The organism is Desulfuromonas sp. KJ2020 (genome assembly GCF_024197615.1).
Taxonomy (GTDB): domain Bacteria; phylum Desulfobacterota; class Desulfuromonadia; order Desulfuromonadales; family SZUA-540; genus SZUA-540.
This window is the reverse complement of the sequence record NZ_JAKUKE010000003.1, coordinates 215,653-232,987: the sequence shown is the minus strand read 5'-3', so window position 1 is coordinate 232,987 and position 17,335 is coordinate 215,653. Positions and strand designations below refer to the sequence as shown.

The following is a 17,335-nucleotide window of genomic DNA, read 5'->3' as shown; positions in this document are numbered from 1 at the left end:
GAAACAAGGGTAGGTGACGCTATTGTCCAAAGACGACGAAAAAGCCATCACCAACATGAGTCTTCCGCTGTATAACAGCAGAATCATTCATGCCTATCTCGCCCTTCTAAAAGACAAATACCCGCACATCGACATTGAGAAAATTCTGCGGCATGCCCACATGGACCCCTGCGAAATCGCCGACCAGGGGCACTGGTTCAGTCAGGAGCAGGTTGACCTTTTCTATGAAAAACTGGTCCAACTGACCGGTGACGAATCGATTGCCCGGGAAGCGGGGCGCTACGCGGCCTCCCCTGAGGCCTTGGGCGCCATGCGTCAGTATGTTCTCGGTCTCGTTGGACCGGCGAACGCTTTCAGCCTGATCCAGAAGACCTCGGCTCAGTTCACCCGTTCATCCCAATACACTTCCCGAGAACTTGATTCCAACCGGGTTGAAATCACAGTCACACCCAACCGTGGTGTTCAGGAAAAAAAATTCCAGTGTGAAAACCGGATGGGTTTTTTCGAAGCCATCATCATGATGTTCAATTTTCATCGACCGGGTGTCACCCACCCCGAATGTCTATTCAGGGGAGATTCCTGCTGCCGGTATATTGTTTCCTGGGAAGACACCTTGGCCTCTCTCTGGTCTAAAATCAGGCTCTGGTCAATTCCTCTGTTCTTTCTGTTGATCTTCGGGTCCCTGCTCTACGATCCCTGGCTCACCTTAACCATTACCCTCCCCACTCTGACCATCATCCTTTTTGGCCTTACCATCATCATGGATATTGCCGAAAAAAAAGAACTGCGTTCCAGCCTGAACATCCTTATGGGCTCCACCGAAAAACTGGTGGACCAGATCAACATCAACCACACCAATGCCAGCCTGACCAATGAAATAGGCCAGGCGCTCAGCCAACAGACAGATATTGACAGCATCCTGGATAAGACGATTAAGATCCTCGAGAACTATCTGGACTACCAACGTGGTATGATTTTGCTTGCCAATTCGGACCGCACCACATTGGAATACAAGGGCGGATTCGGCTACACAGAAGAGCAGGAGGCACTTCTAAAAAACACCAATTTCGACCTGACCCGGCCTGAATCTGCAGGCATTTTTATCCGATCCTTCCGCGAAAAGCAGCCCTTTCTGATCAACGACCTTAAAGAAATCAGCAAGCATCTCTCTGAGCGAAGCCTTAAATTCGCCAGTTTTCTTGGCGTAAAATCCTTTATTTGCTGCCCTATTATCAGCGAAGAAGAAACCGTAGGCATTCTGGCCGTGGACAATCTCAAGGCACCGCGACCCCTTGTACACAGCGACATGAGTCTTCTGATGGGCATCACCCCCTTTATTGGCATCAGCATGCACAACGTGAAGCTCATGAATGCTCGCGTAGAGCAATTCAAATCAACCTTGCAGGTATTAGCGGCCAGTATCGACGCGCGAGACCCCCTGACGGCAGGGCATTCGGAGAAGGTCACTGAATATGCATTGGGTATATGTGAGGAAATGGACCTTCCCCAGGACTTTACGGAAATGATCCGTGTGGCCGCCCTTTTACACGATTACGGCAAACTGGGCGTCCCCGACTCCATCCTCAAGAAGGAGGGTCGTCTTACCAACGATGAATACGAAGCCGTCAAGACACATTCCTTGAAGACACGTAATATTCTCGAACAGATAAACTTTGAAGGGATCATGGCCGAGGTACCCATCGTAGCTGGGGCCCATCATGAAAAATTTGACGGTACCGGTTATCCCGAAGGGCTTAAGGGGGAGCAGATTCCTCTAGGAGCTCGAATCCTCGCTGTCGCCGATTTTTTCGAAGCGATCACCGCCAAAAGACATTATCGGGAACCAATGCCCACAAATGTAGCCTTTGAACTGCTTCGAGAGGGGATTGGTCGCCATTTTGACGCCCGGGTTGTCATCGCTTTCATGGATTACTACACCCGGGCACACATTGTGAATTCGACTAATGAACCGGGTCGCTCCCCAGTAACCCGTAATGACCCGCGCGTTCCCATGGAGTTCCCCCTCTCCATGGAAATTTCGGGCGTTTCCTGGCGAGGATATACGGTGGACATGGGCCCGGGTGGCCTGTATGTCACCAGCAGCCAGAACGTCGAATTGGGGGAACGACTGCATCTTAGCTTCAATCTTCCCGGCCTCACGGCAACCATCCGAGCCCAAGGAAGAGTCGCCTGGCTCAACAGCACGGGCAACCGACGAAAACCTTCCTATCCTCAGGGATTCGGCATCGAATTCACGTTGATTTCTGAAACGGAGAAACGGGCTATTGCCGACCACCTTAAAACCAACCCGGCCCCTGTGTCCCCTTATTGACCCCCTTTTTTCATGGGCTTTCGCCCCCGGCAGGCAATAAGTGGGGTATAGGTGAAACGCCTCGGATCTTGAAAAAAAGTCATAAACTCTTTACGAAATTCATCATATCCGCCCGGATAGTCCGAAAAAGGATAACCTGAGTTCTGAGCTGCAACCTCAACTTTCGTGGCCCAGTTAAAAGCATCTGTACTGTCGAGTTCACCGTAGATCAGATGATGGGCCGACATTTCGACCCGAATTTCTTCATAGCCCAGATCATAAAGATAGGCATAAAGCTTTCGCCCCACGTATGGATCGAAATCGGCTGTCTGCTCCAGTGTTTTCATCACGCCACAGACCGTCTTTTCAAGGCGGGCAGGCAGACCGTAATGACTCAGGCAGTTGTAGTCAAGATCCACCAGACACATAATGCCTCCCGGCTGCAAAAGATCCGTTAATCGCTGCACGATGGCAAAACTTTCCTGACGATGATATTCCAGAAAAAATCGAGACCAGATAAAATCAAATGTTCCCAAATCCTCAAGCGGGGCATAAATATTTCGACATACAAACGTCGCCCCCAGAGAAGACTGTGTTCTTTGAGCATGGGCAATGCGCTCCGCCGAAGCATCGACCCCCATCGCGCTCCCACCGGGTTGAACCAAACTATGCAAAAATCCCGTGGTTTTTCCTGAGCCACAACCGATATCGGCGACCCGCATACCAGGGCGCAGACCTGCCCAGAGGGCCTGTTCACTCAATCGCTCTCGATCCGTTTTCTGGTCAAGCCGCTGGGCTTCCTTCTCGTGTTCCATGAGATACTTGGATTTGGACAAGTTGCTACCCTCCTTAACCTCTTTTATCATTTCAGGTCTCCGCTTTCAATTCGGCCTTCAGCCATGAGAACGTGCTCCTGAGTACATTGACATAAAGGGGAACTGCGGGGAAAATGCTTATGAAACGTTTTCTGCCAACCATGCAGAGGGAGATTAACATGCTGAGCGCCCGTGACGTTCGTTCTTTTTTCCTGGCCATCCTGACGGGAGCCCTTCTTTTCCCCCAGAGCATTTTGGCTTCCGGCTTCGGTATATTCACACAGGGCGCCAGTGCGCTCGGGCAGGCCAATGCCACCGTTGCGCACGCCGACGGACCTTCGGCTCTGTATTTCAACCCTGCCCTGCTTACAGAGTTGCCGGGAACCGGGATGGAACTGGGTACAACATTGATATATCCCCGAAGAGACTTTACCAGTGACACAACCGGCCGTGAAGATTTCACGGACAGCACCCTTTACACCCCTAGCACATTCTACCTGACCCATGCCCTTAACGACCGATTCAGCGCCGGCATTGGCCTGCTTAATCCATTCGGACTGGGCACAGAGTGGAATACCGATTGGGAAGGTCGCTATCTGGCCACCCGTTCGGAAATTGTCACCTATATGTTTAATCCTGCAGTGGGCTACCGCCCGAACTCCTGGCTAAGTATTGGCGCGGGTCTGAATCTGCTCTACCTTGACGCCACGCTGGAAAAGCAGGTTAAACTAGCCTTTGTTGGACTTAGCGACGGCCAGCAAAAATTCACCGGGGACGGAACAGGAGTGGGATTCAATCTGGGCATTCTTCTTAAACTGAATCCGAAAATACAGTTTGGGGCAGGCTATCGAAGTTCCATAAAGGTTGACATCGATGGTCGCGTCAACTTCACTCTTCCTGACCCGAGCCTGGCAGCCATATTACCGGATACGACAGCACAAACGGATATTAACTTGCCCCAGCAACTTGTAGCAGGACTGGCCTTTTTCCCCACCGACAATATCACCCTGGAGACGGGCATCCGTTGGGAAGACTGGTCTTCTTACGATGAACTGCACATTTCCTTTGCTCAACCGGTCAACGGCTCAGATTTCTCCATTTATCCCAAAAACTGGCAGGCCACCTGGGCCTGGAACCTGGGCGGAAAATATCGCCTGAATGAAAGGGTCTTTCTGCTGGCTGGATATCTTTACGGCGAAGATGCCATAGGCAATGCCACGTTTGAGCCGTCCGTCCCCGATTCAGACTCCCAACTGTTCTGCCTCGGCGCAACCCTGAACTTCGACAGACTGACCATTTCGCTCAGTTACGGTTACCAACTCCTGGAGGACCGGAGCAAGAACAACAGCTATCTGCCCGATGTCAATCCGGCTGTCGCCGACTCTGCCGACTACGCCAGGGGACGCTATGAGTCCCAACTTCACCTGCTTGGGGTAAGTGCAGGGTACCGCTTTTGACTGGAGACATGACAACTCTGCGCAAAAAATGTACGCGCTGACGGTCAAAACCACGACAATAAACACCCACCATGGCGCCTTGATCGATCGCCCCAAGGAAACCACTCTAGAACCAGACACCATCGAGAAGGTGTCCACAGGCATCACAGCGACCCCGATCCAGGTGGCTGGCGTCGACACGGTATCCCACCCGTGAAATAATCTTTTTCTTACATCCCGGACAGAAGGTGTTTTCGCCCCCCTCGCCGGGCACATTGCCTTCATAGACATATTTCAACCCCGCCTCGAGCCCTATCTGCCTGGCGCGCCGCAGGGTTTCCACGGGTGTGCGCGGCACATCCAGCATCTTGTAGGTTGGATAAAAAGCGGTCACATGCCAGGGAACCTGGGCGCCAAGTTCGTTGCAAACAAAGCCGGCCAGGGCCCGCAACTCTTCATCGCTATCGTTGTGGCCTGGGATCAGCAGGGTGGTAACTTCCAACCAGATGCCCAGCCGCCGGTAGTCCCGCAGGGTATCCAGCACTCCCTGCAGACGGGCTCCCGCCACTTCCCGGTAGAAATCCTCCGTAAAACCCTTGAGGTCGATATTGGCTGCATCGAGATAGGGGGCAATCTGTTCCAGGGCAGCGGTCCCTGTATAACCATTGCTGACGAACACATTGCCGAGACCGGCTTCCTTGGCCAGCACGGCGGTGTCATAGGCATATTCGTAGAAGATGGTCGGTTCAGTATAGGTGTAGGAAATACTCCGGCATCCCGCCGCCAGGGCCCGCTGGACAAGATCGGCTGGGGACACTTTCTCACCCGGTACCGGCCCCCTGGAAGCACCCCACTGGGAGATGTCGTAATTCTGGCAATGCCGGCAGTGAAAATTGCAGCCGACCGTGGCGATAGAATAGCTGGTGGATCCTGGGAGGTAATGAAAGAGAGGTTTTTTCTCGATGTGGTCGACGTTCTCGGCAATCAGTTTTTCATAAACAAGCGAGTAGAGAATGCCGTCGCGATTTTCTCGCACCCCGCAAAGGCCTCTTTTGCCAGCGGCAATCAGGCAATGGTGGCGGCACAGGGTGCAAAGGGTTTTATCGCTATCTTTTTTTTCCCAGAAGGCAGCTTCGCGCATGAATCCCTCCCTGAAGTTTTCATCCCCTGCAGGAAGTATAGCAGACGCGAAAAACAACGGCGCTGGCAGGCCCTCAGAACTTGAAGCGCCTCATGCTGACGTTGAGCAGCAGCCCGGTCCCGATCATGGTTGTCACCATACTGGTGCCCCCGTAGGAAAAAAGGGGCAGCGGGACGCCGACGACGGGGAGCAGGCCGATGACCATCCCCAGATTCACCACCATATGCCAGAACAGCATGGCCACCACGCCCAAGGCCAAAAACATGCCGAACTTATCGGCGGCACGCCGGGCGATATAGAGTCCCCAGATAATTATGAGCAGATAGAACGCCAACAGGCCCAGGCTGCCGACAAAGCCCCATTCTTCGGCAAAGACGGAAAAAGCGAAGTCCGTGTGCCGTTCCGGTAGAAAGGCGAGTTGGGACTGTGTCCCCTTCATAAAACCTTTACCCCAGAACCCGCCACTGCCCACAGCGATCTTGGACTGGATAATGTGATAGCCGGAGCCCAGGGGATCTCGTTCGGGATTGAGAAAAGTATAGACCCGCTCCCGTTGATAGTCATGCAGCAAAAACCACCCCCCAAAGGCTCCCAAAAATCCCAGCACGGTCAACCCGATAAAAGTGAGCCGCTGTATACCGGCAAAGAGGGCAACGGTCAGGCCAATAAAAACGACCATCATCGACGTGCCGAGGTCGGGCTGCTTCATGATCAGCAAAACCGGTAGCGCCAGCAGGGAAAAAGGCGGGAGCAATTCTCTGAAGTTATGGCCAAACGCATGCCCTTTGCGGCTGAAGTGGCAGGCGAGGGTGATGATGATGACGATTTTCATGACCTCGCTCGGCTGCAGATTGAAAAGCCCGAGGTCGAGCCAGCGTGTGGCCCCCATGGAGGTTTTGCCGAACAAAAGGACACCGATCAGCAACAGGACATTGGCCCCATAGAAAAAAAAACCCATATATTCGAGGTGACGATAATCGAAGATACAAACGGTCAGAGCGATGACAATCCCCAAAGAAAACCAGTACATCTGCTTGATGTAGACGGGCGTTCCCCCAGGGGACCAGGAGGCGGTGGCGCTGTACAGGTTTATCATGCCAATGGCGGCCACCAGGCAGACCAGGGCCAGAAAAAACCAGTCGAAGTGCGTCAGCAGACGGCGGTCAAACATAGTATTCAGTCTCCCGCATAGGGTACATTTTCGGGCTGGGGACCAACTTCAACCCCGAAATAGCTGGCAATCATTTCCATGGCGATAGGAGCGGCAACGGTGCTGCCATGCCGGCCATGTTCAACGACGACGGCAACGGCAATTTCAGGCGCCTCGGCCGGCGCATAGGCCACAAAAAGGGCGTGGTCCCGAAAACGGTACGGAATCCGCTCTTCATCCTCCTCCCTGTCATCATCGTCTTTGAGACGGACAACCTGAGCGGTTCCCGTCTTCCCGGCCACCTTCACCCCTTCAAGCCTGCGAGACCAGGCCGTGCCTCCCGGTTCGTTCACCGCCGCCACCAGCCCGGTGTGCACCGCCATCAGGTCTTTTTGGGAAAAAGGGGTCGATTTGAGAATTTCGGGAGAATGGTCCTCCAGCACATTGCCGACAAGATCGACAACCTTCTTGACCACCTGCGGGCGATACACGGTACCGCCATTGGCCATGGTCGCCGTCATGACCGCGAGCTGCAGGGGCGTTGTCAAAACATAGCCCTGTCCGATGGAGGCGATGACGGTTTCACCGTCATACCAGGGAGCGCCGAATCGCCGGCGCTTCCAATCCCTTGTCGGTATCAGGCCGGCCTTCTCCCCTTCGAGGTCAATGCCAAGAGGACTACCCAGCCCCAGATCCATGGCCGTCTCGGAAAGCCGATCGATACCGAGGTCCTGCGCGACCTGGTAAAACCAGACATCACAGCTTTCCTTCAGTGCCTTTTTAAGGTTCGTTTTACCGTGCCCTCTCCTCTTCCAGCAGCGGAATTCCCTGTCGCCTACCTCGAGTTTTCCGGTGCAGTCAACCGAGGTCGACGCGGTGATCAGCCCCGACTTCAGAGCCGCCAGGGCGGACACAATCTTGAAGGTCGAACCGGGGGGATACTGTCCGGTTATTGCCTTGTTCTGAAGCGGATGGCGGGGATCCTTGAGAAGGGCGATCCACTCTTCGGAGCTTATGCCCTGGGCGAAAGCCTCCGGGTTGAAGGAGGGGCGACTGACCAGAGCCAAAACCTCACCGGAATGAACATCCAGCATAACGGCCGCACCGGCATGATCTTCAAAAGCCGCTTCGGCGGCCAATTGCAGATCCCGCTTGATCGTCAGATAGACCCGGTTTCCCGGAAAGGGATCCCGGGTCTGAAGACTGCGAAGAAGCTGGCCTCGGACGTCGACCTCAAGTCGTTGCTGCCCCTCATGGCCGCGCAAAGAGCCTTCCAGACGTTTTTCAATCCCACTTTTACCGACAAATTCACCGGACCGGTATCCGGCAAAGTCCTTGCTGCGTAATTGCTGTTCGGTGATTTCCCCCAGATAGCCGAACAGATGAGCGCCGATTTCCTGGTAAGGATAGGTACGATTAGGGCGAACGACGGTGAGCAGACCAGGAAGATCAGAAGCATTTTCCTGAATGACTTCCATGCGGTCCCGCCCAATGTCTTCCGCTAAAGGCAAGGGCCGGTAGGCAGGCAGGCGTCTGCCCTGCTGATAGCGTTCGCGAAGCGTGGCCACATCTTCACCCAGGTAAACAGCGAGGGTTTCCAGCAGAAGATCAACATCTTCTACATCCTGGCGCAGTACAGCGACTCCGAAAGCCGGTCGGTTATCAACCAAAAGGAGACCGTCACGATCATAGATGGCGCCCCGCGGCGCTTCGACCGGGATATAACGTAAACGGTTTTTTTCCGAAAGTTCGAGATAGGAATCGGCACTGATCACCTGCAGATACCACAGGCGCATCAGCAGCAGCAGAAATACAGCGGCTGCCGCGAGAGAAATGATCACGAAACGTTTTTTCAGGCCGGGAGTTTCCGACCAACCGGCATTGAGCCCCATAGCAACTATCTCAGCTTCTGTAGCCCGGGGATGCTCTCACGGGGAAAAAAGCGTTTTTGAATCCACAACACGCCACTGAGCAGCAGCCAGGTAGCGACAAAATTGAGGATAGCCTGGGGCAGCAGGCGCCACAGGATCAGACTGCCGACAGGCCCGGCGTGAGCGAAAAACTTCAGGGAAAAGACCAGCAGGCCCCCTTCGATAAAGGTGCCGGCGAAGACCATGAGCAAAAGGAGTAGAGAGTTTTCGGTATTGAAGCGATCGACCGTTCCGCGGACAAGAAGGAAGATAACCAGCAGAACAAAACCGTGCAGGCCCAGATAATGTCCGGCAAAGACATCAAAGAGGCATCCCAGAGTAAAAGTCAGCAGACTGCCGCGAATATAGTTTTCCAGCAGGCCGACATAGACGACCAGGATCAGGAGCAGGTCGGGCTCCAGGTTAAAAGGAAGGAGAACAGGCAACAACGAGGTCTGTAATAGGATAAAGAGGTAGCCGATCAAAAAATAAACGTAAACGGCGCGGCTCATGCGTCTTCCTTCAACAGAATCAGCACCTCTTCGAGTTGGTCGAAATCGACGAAGGGGGCGATCTCCACTTCCTGAAACATGCGGTAGCCTTCGCGAGCCACCTGGGTCACCGTGCCAAGGACAATCCCCTTGGGGAATAACCCGCCCATACCGGAACTGATGATGCGATCGCCGATGACGACATCCTGATCGCGCAGGGCATACTCAAAGGAGAGGCTGTCACCCCGGCCACGAGCGACGCCGCGGGTACGGCTGCGCTGCACGAGGGCGGCGACGGCCGATGAGGGGTCGGTGACAAGCAGCACCCGGGCGTACCCGGGAGCGACCGCGATAATCCTCCCAACGGCGCCTTCGGGGACCACGACAGCGAGCCCCTCGGTGACGCCGTCGGCAGAGCCTCGGTCGATGACCACCGTACGGAACCAGCCGGAGGCATCCTCCCCGATGACGCGGGCGGGAAGAGCTGGCAGCTGAATATCCTCGCGAAAATTCAGAAGGGTGCGAAGCCGTTCGTTGCTCAGACGAACTTCCTCAAGCTGGTCGAGAGCCGCTTTAAGACGCCGGTTCTCCTGCAGCAACTCACGATTTTCTTCCTCGGTTCTCACCAGCCAGAGATAACGGCTCCACGTATCGGCAACGGTGGTTACCAAGCCATCCATGCCCTGCTGCAAAGGTCCGGTAAAAACCAGAACCATCTTTTCGAACAGAGTAGTGCGCTCCTGGGTGCGCAGATGAGTTGAGTAAAAGAGCAGCGCCGAAAGAACAAAGGCGCAAAGGAGGAGAAGGGTCCTGTATTTTTTAAACAGATCCAGCATGGAAGTCCGGACTTATGACAGGAAAGAAAAGGAGGGCATGCAGCCCTCCTTGACGACGGGAAATCGGGCGAGACCACCACAGGGGCTCACCCCTGCCTTAATAGGAAATGGCCACACGCTTGAGCAGGTCGAGCTCATCGAGCACCTTGCCCGAACCGAGCACAACACAGGAAAGGGGGTCATCAGCGATGACCACAGGCAATCCGGTCTCTTCACGCAACAGAACATCGAGATTTTTCAGCATAGCGCCACCACCGGCCAGCACAATCCCCTTGTCGACGATGTCGGCTGCCAGTTCCGGCGGCGTTCTTTCCAGAGTGATGCGCACCGCCTCGACGATAGCGTTGATCGGCTCGGAAAGGGCCTCCCTGATTTCGTTGGAATCAATCTCGAGAGTCTTTGGAATACCACTGACAAGGTCGCGTCCTTTGACCTCCATGCTGCGCACCTGGTCGTCCGGGTAGGCACTGCCGATCTCGATTTTGATCTGCTCCGCCGTGCGCTCCCCGATCAACAGATTATATTTGCGCTTCATATATTGCACGATGGCTTCATCGAGCTTGTCGCCGCCGACTCGCACACTCTTGGCATAGACGATACCCGCCAGCGAGATGACGGCCACCTCCGTAGTTCCGCCACCGATGTCGACAATCATATTGCCCGAGGCCTCGGTGATGGGCAATCCGGCCCCAATGGCGGCCGCCATGGGTTCTTCGATCAGATAGACCTCGCGAGCGCCGGCAGATTCGGCGGATTCCTTGACGGCCCGCTTCTCCACCTGGGTGATGCCCGAAGGGACACAGATGACAATGCGGGGGCGAACCAGAGTTTTGCGATTATGGACCTTCTGAATGAAATACCGCAGCATCTCCTCGGTAATATCGAAATCGGCAATGACGCCGTCTTTCATGGGACGAATGGCTACGATGGAGCCCGGAGTTCTCCCCAGCATCTTCTTTGCTTCCATGCCCACAGCAAGCACTTTGCGCTGCCCCATGCTATCCTTCTGCACCGCCACGACCGACGGTTCGCTGACAACGATCCCCTTCCCCTTGAGGTAGACCAGGGTATTGGCTGTTCCCAGATCGATGGCGAGGTCATTGGAAAAAATGCCCAGAATGGCATCAAAGAGGTTGAACATGTTTCGGATGTCTCCTTTCGCCCACATGAGGGGAGGCCCCTCCCCTTACTTAAAATGCCGCTTACACTACCAAAAGCACAAGGTTTTTTCAAGCCAATAAACCGAAAAAGTTATTGCATTTCCACCCCTGATTGTCTAACATGCGCCCTGTTCCTTAGACCTCATTAAACCGCCTGAAGGAGAGGTTCGTCAATGCTTGATTTGATTCGCAAAAAACAGAAATCCACCATCGTTAAACTCGTTTTCTGGGCCATTATTGCCACGTTCGTAGGAACTATTTTCCTCGTCTGGGGCAAAGGGGACGACGGCCGCGACGAGACCCCAGCAGTCGCCATCTCGGTCAACGGCACGGACATCAGCTACAACGAATACCAGAACGCCTACAACGATCTCTATCAGCTTTACCAGAACATCTATCGCGATCAGTTTACGCCAGCCCTGGAGAAACAGCTCGGCATCAGGAAGCAGGTCGTCGAGTCCCTGATCGATGAGACCCTCCTGTTACAGGAAGCTAAAAAGCTCAAAATCAGCGTGAGTCAAAAGGAACTGGTCGACTCTATTGCCACCATCCCCGCTTTTCAGGACAATGGCGTCTTCAACAAAGAACGCTACCTGCAGGTTCTGTCCTATCAGCGCCTCTCGCCTGAAGATTTTGAAGCCCTGCAGAAACAGCAATTGCTCATCGCCAAGGCTCAGGCAAAAATCCAGGAAGGCGTCAGCGTCTCCGATGACGACATCGAGCAGGAGTACAGGGATCAGAACGAAAAAGTCAATCTTGTCTTTGCCAAATCTCCCCCAGCCCTATTTGAACACAAAGTCAAGGTCGACTCTGAAGATCTGGAATCTTTCTTTAACGAAAACCGCGAAGAATTTCGCCTCCCCGAGACGGTCGCCCTGCAGTATCTGCAGTTTGACCCCAGCCGGTACACAGACAAAGTCACCTTTTCTGACGAAGATCTCGAAAAATACTACCGGCGGCACCTGGACCTCTTTGAAATCAACGAACAGGCGAAAATTTCGCATATCCTGATCAAAGCGGCGGCGGGGACCGCGTCTGAATTACTGGAAAAGAAACGACAACTGGCCCAGAAAATACTGGACGAGATTCGTGCCGGAAAGGACTTCTCCTCCTTGGCCCGCAAACATTCCGATGACGTCGCTACCGCGGCCAATGGCGGAGCGATGGGCTACATCACCCGCGATCAGGCCGGCAGGGAATTCGTCGAAGCAGCATTCGCCCTTAAACCCGGCGACCTCAGCGAGGTCGTACAAACCTCCGAAGGTTTTCACATCATTCGCAGCGAGGGCTATATTGAGGCGGGCATCAAACCTTTCGCCGATGTTCTGGAGGAAATCAAAGCCGGTCTAAAAGTGGAAAAATCCCAGCAGATGGCCATGGAAGCAGCTATGGATGCCTACAACATCAACCGCAAGAGTGGGGATCTGGCTGCAGCAGCGGCCGCCAACGACCTCGAGTTGCATGAAACCGGCTTCTTTTCTCGCCAGGAGGCCATTGACGGTCTCGGCATGGTCCCTGAAATTTCGGGCGTAGCCTTCACCCTTGAAGCGAAAGAACTCGCCCGCCCTGTCGTTCTCCCGGGCCAAATCATTCTCTATGGAGTTAAGGAAAAGCGCCCCTCCCGCCTGCCGGAGTTGACCGAAGTGCAACGGCAGGTTGAGATGGCCTTTCGTCAGGAGAAAAGTCGCGAATTGGCCCAAGAGGCTGCCCTGAAAGTCCTGAAAGGCATCGAGTCTGGCAAATCGTTGTCATCCCAGGCGGCACAGCAAGGACTTCCCGTCGAAGAGACCGGCTCTTTCACCCGGTCCTACGGGTCCTTCGTCCCCCGGATCGGCGACCTCAACGAATTGGCGCAGGTCGCCTTCTCTCTCTCCAAGGAGAACCCGGCGGCGCCCGAAGTCTACACCACCAACGGACAATACCTGGTCGCCGCCCTGAAAAACCGCCAGGAAGCCGATATGGCTACCCTGACTCCCGCCATACGAGACACCCTCAGAGAAACCCTGCTGGCGCGGAAACAAGAGCAGAAACTGGTGGAAACCCTTAAAAGCCTGCGGGAGCAATCGGAGATTACCATCGCTCCCACGATTCTTAGCGCCCTTAAAGATTAAAGAGGAGTAAGGCCATGACGCCGGTCTTAATGCAAGCCAACTGCCCTGATCTCAATTTGGTCAACCGCGGCAAGGTCCGTGATATCTTTGACCTTGGTGAACATCTTTTAATTGTCACCAGCGACCGCATCTCCGCCTTTGACGTAATCATGAACGAAGGGATCCCCAACAAGGGGTTCGTACTAACCCAGATTTCCAAATTCTGGTTCGACCAGATGCAGGACATCATCCCCAATCATGTTATCTCCACGGATGTAGCGGATTTCCCTTCGGAAACCCACAAATATCGTGACCAGCTCGAAGGACGCAGCATGCTGGTCAAAAAGGCCAAGCCCCTGCCTGTAGAGTGTATTGTGCGCGGCTACATTTCCGGGTCAGGCTGGAAGGAATACCAGAAGCAGGGAAGCATCTGCGGCATTCCCCTGCCGGCAGGACTGGTAGAAAGCCAACAGCTGCCCACCCCTATCTTTACCCCCTCCACCAAAGCTGAGCTTGGCGAACATGACGAAAACATCGCCTTCGACAAGGTCGTAGAGCTCTGCGGCCTTGAAATGGCCGAAGCGGTCCGCAAGGCCACCTTGGCCATTTACGAAAAAGCTCGCAACATTGCCGATGGCAAGGGCATCATCATCGCCGATACCAAATTCGAATTTGGACTCTACGAGGGAGAACTGATCTGGATTGATGAAGCGCTCTCGCCTGATTCCTCCCGCTTCTGGCCCAAGGACCAGTATCAGCCGGGTGGCGCCCAACCCAGCTTCGACAAACAGTTTCTGAGGGACTATCTGGAAACCCTCGACTGGGGCAAAAAGGCGCCAGCCCCCAGCCTGCCCGAAGAGATCGTTCGCAAAACCGGGGAAAAATACATGGAAGCACTCACCCGACTGACCGGTATTTCCCTGTAAGGCGATACACTGACGCTACTCAAAAGCCGGGGTTTTCCTCCGGCTTTTTTGTTTAACACTTTTCATAGCCGTTTCTCCAACCTCAACCGACCACATCACTCTTTTCGGAGGCACTCCATGCTCGAGAAGCTGTTTCAGTTGCACCAGCACGGCACCAATGTCCGCACAGAAATCACTGCCGGCGTCACTACTTTTCTCACCGGGGCCTATATCATTTTCGTGCACCCCTCCATGCTGGCTCAAGCTGGCATGGACAAAGGAGCACTGACTACCGTAACCTGCCTGGCCGCCGCACTGGCCACTCTCCTTGTGGCTTTGTGGGCCAACGCCCCCCTTATGATGGCTCCCGGAATGGGCCTCAACGCTTTTTTCACCTACGCCCTCGTCCTGGGACAAGGCGTTCCCTGGCAAACAGCTCTGGGTGTCGTCTTTCTCTCCGGCGTCTTTTTTCTTATTCTCACCTGGCTGGGTGTACGGGAGCGTATCGTTCACGCCATTCCCCTTTCGCTACGCCTGGCCACCTCGGTTGGCATCGGCCTGTTTATTGCGTTCATCGGCATGCAGAATCTCGGGCTGATTGTCAAAAGCGAAGCCGTCCTGGTGCAACTGGGCACATTCACACCCATGGCCGTTCTTGGACTCATCGGCCTCCTGCTTGCGATTATTTTGGAAGTCCGGCGCGTTCGTGGCTCCATCCTGCTAGCGATTCTCATCACGGCCGGCATAGGCATGGTGCTGAAAATATCCCCGTTGCCCAGCGCCCTGATGGCCATCCCCCCCTCTCCTGCTCCCCTCGCCTTTCAACTGGACATACTGGCCGCTCTCAAAATTTCCATGTGGGCCAGCATTTTTTCTTTCATGTTTGTCGACCTCTTTGACAGCCTGGGAACCATGCTGGCCGTCTGTCGCGAGGCCGGCATGGCGGACAAGGATGGCAATATCCCCGGACTGCCAAAGATGCTCACAGCGGACGCCATGGCGACCATTGGGGGCGCCCTGCTGGGAACCAGCACGACCACGACCTATGTTGAGTCGGCCAGCGGGGTCTCCGATGGCGGGCGCACCGGCCTCACCAGCGTTGTCACCGCCCTTCTTTTTCTTTTGGCCCTGTTTTTTACCCCGATCATCGCGGCCGTTCCCGCCTATGCTACGGCACCCGCCTTGATCTTGGTGGGGATATTCATGATGCGCGGGATCGGACAGGTCGATTTTTATCAGTTTGAGGAAGGGGCTCCGGCATTTCTGACCTTCAGCCTCATGCCACTGACCTACTCCATCGCGACGGGACTGGCCTTCGGACTTATTTCCTATGTTCTTATCAAACTTTGCCTGGGCAAAATTCGCCAGTGTGATCCGTTCTTGATAGGGGCCGCTATCTTTTCTCTGGTCAGCCTGACCCTCTAGGGGAACCGAATCGCAAGGCGAAGATGCACCTATGGAAAATATCTTTAAAAAACCTGTTGACAGTCATCGATCCGTTTTGATATAAAGTGCTCCGTCAACAAGGGGCTATAGCTCAGCTGGGAGAGCSCWWRAATGGCATTCAAGAGGTCAGCGGTTCGATCCCGCTTAGCTCCACCAAAAATCAAAGGGTTAGCGGTTTTCCGCTAACCCTTTTTGCTTCGGCACTGTACACCACTGTACACACCTAAATCGGCCACACAAACACAGGCAGCTCGGCCAGCAGTTCTTCCTCTGTAGGTACAGGTCGAGTCCCGGCCAGCACATCCGCCATCACCTGATAGCAGGTCGCCCAGACGTTATCCCGCCATTCTACCCCCGCCTGACCTTCTGACTGGAATTTAGTGTTTAATGACGTGGCGTAGGTGCACAGGCTCATCATGTTGTCGTAATTGCGCTCTTTGGCAGTCGTGTCAAGGTGGCGCTGGACTGCTTCTGTGAGCTGTTGCAGGATAGCCTCCTGCGCTTCCCGCGCTTTTTGCTCAGCCGTTTTTACTTGCGACCAGTCGATCATTCGGCCACCTCCTGGTTTTGCGGGAGAGCGATAGGCCCGTCGGTCAGCACCTCGACGGGATGAGGAAAAGCCTGCTCTTGTGTTGGGTTCGGTCCATGAGGAAGGAGCAGGGTTAATTCAAGCTCGCCGTTCGTGCGGGAGATATCCCCCACAATAAATTCGCAATCGACTGCCGCCGCAGACAAGGTTGCGCCTTCCGGCAATTGGCTGAAATCGTAGCCGCCGCCGTTGATTGTAAGAATATCGCCCGTCCGGCTTACGTTTAAAGCATCGTCTCTGCGTTGTGGTGATAGATTTATTTTCATTTTTTTACTCCTCAAAACCAGCGACCCACAATAGCCCAATCCCCTGCCTCTCCGGCATTACCAGTTGCGCCGCCCGATTGCAAATACATTGGATACAATGTAAATCCTGCGCTGGTTTTCCCCGAGTAAGACACGCCAAAAAAATTGGTCCCATCTCCATAACCATGCGCTGGCATAATACGATATCCGGAGTCGATAGCCGCCGCCGGAAGCGTGATTGACCGTGGCGATGATGAGGCAGGGTATCCTCCCCAACAAATCAGCGTTCCATCAGCAAATTTGACATACTCACCATTAGCATTGCTGCCCCTTTCAATGATTGCCCCGGTTGGCACACCGCCCGACTGTGAGACTGTGCCGAGGATATCAGCCACGGCAGCACTCCCCAGGTTGGCCTCCTGCGCATAACCGGGATGCGGGTCGGCGGCGCCTTCGTGGGCCGTAATCTTCGCTGCTGCCTCGGTGCTGGTCTCATATTGCGGGTGCGGGTCGGCGGCGGCTTCGTGCGCGTCAATTTCACCCTGTGCCGTATCGGCGGCAGTGCGCAGGTTTTTAAGGTTTTGGTCAAACTCGCTGGCGTTTAACGGGGATCCTTTGGTTTCGACCAGGGTTAATTCAGTGGCCATGAGTTATGCCTCCCTTTTGATTTTGTCTATTTCGGCCTTCAGCCTGGTATTTTCTTCGGTGAGCTTTTGTTTTTCGGAGGCAAGGCTATCAATGATGGCGTTTTTTTCAAAGGACATGGCCAGAAGTTCGTTTTCTCTTGCGGTGGTGGTTTGGATGTTCAAT

General features: G+C 54.4%; 16 protein-coding genes and 1 tRNA gene. 6 read left to right on the top strand and 11 right to left on the bottom strand.

Translation table 11 applies throughout. The annotated features are described in order from the left end of the window. Positions 1 to 22: 22 nt before the first annotated feature. The gene (locus MJO47_RS09470) at positions 23 to 2,332 is read left to right on the top strand and encodes an HD domain-containing phosphohydrolase (RefSeq protein ID WP_253960885.1); all 2,310 of its coding nucleotides are present in this window, start codon (positions 23 to 25) and stop codon (positions 2,330 to 2,332) included. On the opposite strand, the gene MJO47_RS09465 is transcribed toward MJO47_RS09470, so the two are convergent. After that, on the bottom strand, positions 2,326 to 3,147 hold the full coding sequence (locus MJO47_RS09465; RefSeq protein ID WP_253960884.1) for a class I SAM-dependent methyltransferase: 822 nt from the start codon (positions 3,145 to 3,147) through the stop codon (positions 2,326 to 2,328). The two genes, MJO47_RS09470 and MJO47_RS09465, sit on opposite strands and share 7 nt — an antisense overlap. 119 nt (positions 3,148 to 3,266) lie before the next feature. Here MJO47_RS09465 and MJO47_RS09460 point away from each other — a divergent pair, with 119 nt between their 5' ends. Beyond that, a complete protein-coding gene (locus tag MJO47_RS09460; protein WP_253960883.1) occupies positions 3,267 to 4,583 on the top strand; it encodes an OmpP1/FadL family transporter in 1,317 nt (438 codons plus the stop codon). A gap of 106 nt (positions 4,584 to 4,689) precedes the next feature. Here the strand turns inward: MJO47_RS09460 and amrS are convergent, their stop codons facing one another. The 6 genes from amrS to MJO47_RS09430 all read right to left on the bottom strand — a co-directional run bounded on the left by amrS (position 4,690) and on the right by MJO47_RS09430 (position 11,231). After that, positions 4,690 to 5,703 carry an AmmeMemoRadiSam system radical SAM enzyme gene (gene amrS, locus MJO47_RS09455; protein WP_253960882.1) on the bottom strand — a complete coding sequence of 338 codons (1,014 nt, stop codon included), beginning with the start codon at positions 5,701 to 5,703 and terminating at the stop codon, positions 4,690 to 4,692. Positions 5,704 to 5,776: 73 nt separating this feature from the next. Further along, the gene (rodA, locus tag MJO47_RS09450) at positions 5,777 to 6,874 is read right to left on the bottom strand and encodes a rod shape-determining protein RodA (RefSeq protein WP_253960881.1); all 1,098 of its coding nucleotides are present in this window, start codon (positions 6,872 to 6,874) and stop codon (positions 5,777 to 5,779) included. Between the two features lie 5 nt (positions 6,875 to 6,879). Then, positions 6,880 to 8,745 (bottom strand): penicillin-binding protein 2, encoded by a 1,866-nt coding sequence (gene mrdA / locus MJO47_RS09445; protein WP_253960880.1) that lies wholly within the window; start codon positions 8,743 to 8,745, stop codon positions 6,880 to 6,882. Between the two features lie 5 nt (positions 8,746 to 8,750). Continuing rightward, positions 8,751 to 9,275, bottom strand: a complete 525-nt coding sequence (gene mreD / locus MJO47_RS09440) for a rod shape-determining protein MreD (RefSeq protein ID WP_253960879.1) — start codon at positions 9,273 to 9,275, stop codon at positions 8,751 to 8,753. Then, positions 9,272 to 10,090, bottom strand: a complete 819-nt coding sequence (mreC, locus tag MJO47_RS09435; RefSeq protein ID WP_253960878.1) for a rod shape-determining protein MreC — start codon at positions 10,088 to 10,090, stop codon at positions 9,272 to 9,274. The genes mreD and mreC overlap by 4 nt, the downstream gene beginning before the upstream one ends. Positions 10,091 to 10,187: 97 nt before the next feature. After that, entirely contained in the window at positions 10,188 to 11,231 is a 1,044-nt protein-coding gene (locus MJO47_RS09430; RefSeq protein ID WP_253960877.1) for a rod shape-determining protein, read from the bottom strand. 192 nt (positions 11,232 to 11,423) lie between these two features. Between MJO47_RS09430 and MJO47_RS09425 the strand changes: the two genes are divergently transcribed. From MJO47_RS09425 to MJO47_RS15540, 4 genes are all read left to right on the top strand, one after another. Next, positions 11,424 to 13,361, top strand: coding sequence for a peptidylprolyl isomerase (locus MJO47_RS09425; RefSeq protein WP_253960876.1), 1,938 nt, complete (start codon positions 11,424 to 11,426; stop codon positions 13,359 to 13,361). Between the two features lie 14 nt (positions 13,362 to 13,375). Next, positions 13,376 to 14,266, top strand: coding sequence for a phosphoribosylaminoimidazolesuccinocarboxamide synthase (locus tag MJO47_RS09420; RefSeq protein ID WP_253960875.1), 891 nt, complete (start codon positions 13,376 to 13,378; stop codon positions 14,264 to 14,266). A 117-nt stretch (positions 14,267 to 14,383) separates the two neighbouring features. Beyond that, the gene (locus tag MJO47_RS09415; protein WP_253960874.1) at positions 14,384 to 15,670 is read left to right on the top strand and encodes an NCS2 family permease; all 1,287 of its coding nucleotides are present in this window, start codon (positions 14,384 to 14,386) and stop codon (positions 15,668 to 15,670) included. Between the two features lie 101 nt (positions 15,671 to 15,771). After that, positions 15,772 to 15,847, top strand: a tRNA-Ala gene (locus tag MJO47_RS15540). A 67-nt stretch (positions 15,848 to 15,914) separates the two neighbouring features. On the opposite strand, the gene MJO47_RS09410 is transcribed toward MJO47_RS15540, so the two are convergent. The 4 genes from MJO47_RS09410 to MJO47_RS09395 are packed head-to-tail and all read right to left on the bottom strand — an operon-like array spanning position 15,915 to position 17,334. Beyond that, positions 15,915 to 16,241: a hypothetical protein gene (locus MJO47_RS09410; RefSeq protein ID WP_253960873.1), complete on the bottom strand. Its 327-nt coding sequence runs from the start codon at positions 16,239 to 16,241 to the stop codon at positions 15,915 to 15,917. Then, positions 16,238 to 16,546: a hypothetical protein gene (locus tag MJO47_RS09405; RefSeq protein ID WP_253960872.1), complete on the bottom strand. Its 309-nt coding sequence runs from the start codon at positions 16,544 to 16,546 to the stop codon at positions 16,238 to 16,240. Before MJO47_RS09405 ends, MJO47_RS09410 begins: the two co-directional genes overlap by 4 nt. An 11-nt stretch (positions 16,547 to 16,557) precedes the next feature. Next, positions 16,558 to 17,172, bottom strand: a complete 615-nt coding sequence (locus MJO47_RS09400) for a hypothetical protein (RefSeq protein WP_253960871.1) — start codon at positions 17,170 to 17,172, stop codon at positions 16,558 to 16,560. A gap of 3 nt (positions 17,173 to 17,175) precedes the next feature. Next, positions 17,176 to 17,334 (bottom strand): hypothetical protein, encoded by a 159-nt coding sequence (locus MJO47_RS09395; protein WP_253960870.1) that lies wholly within the window; start codon positions 17,332 to 17,334, stop codon positions 17,176 to 17,178. Between the last annotated feature and the right edge of the window lies 1 nt (position 17,335).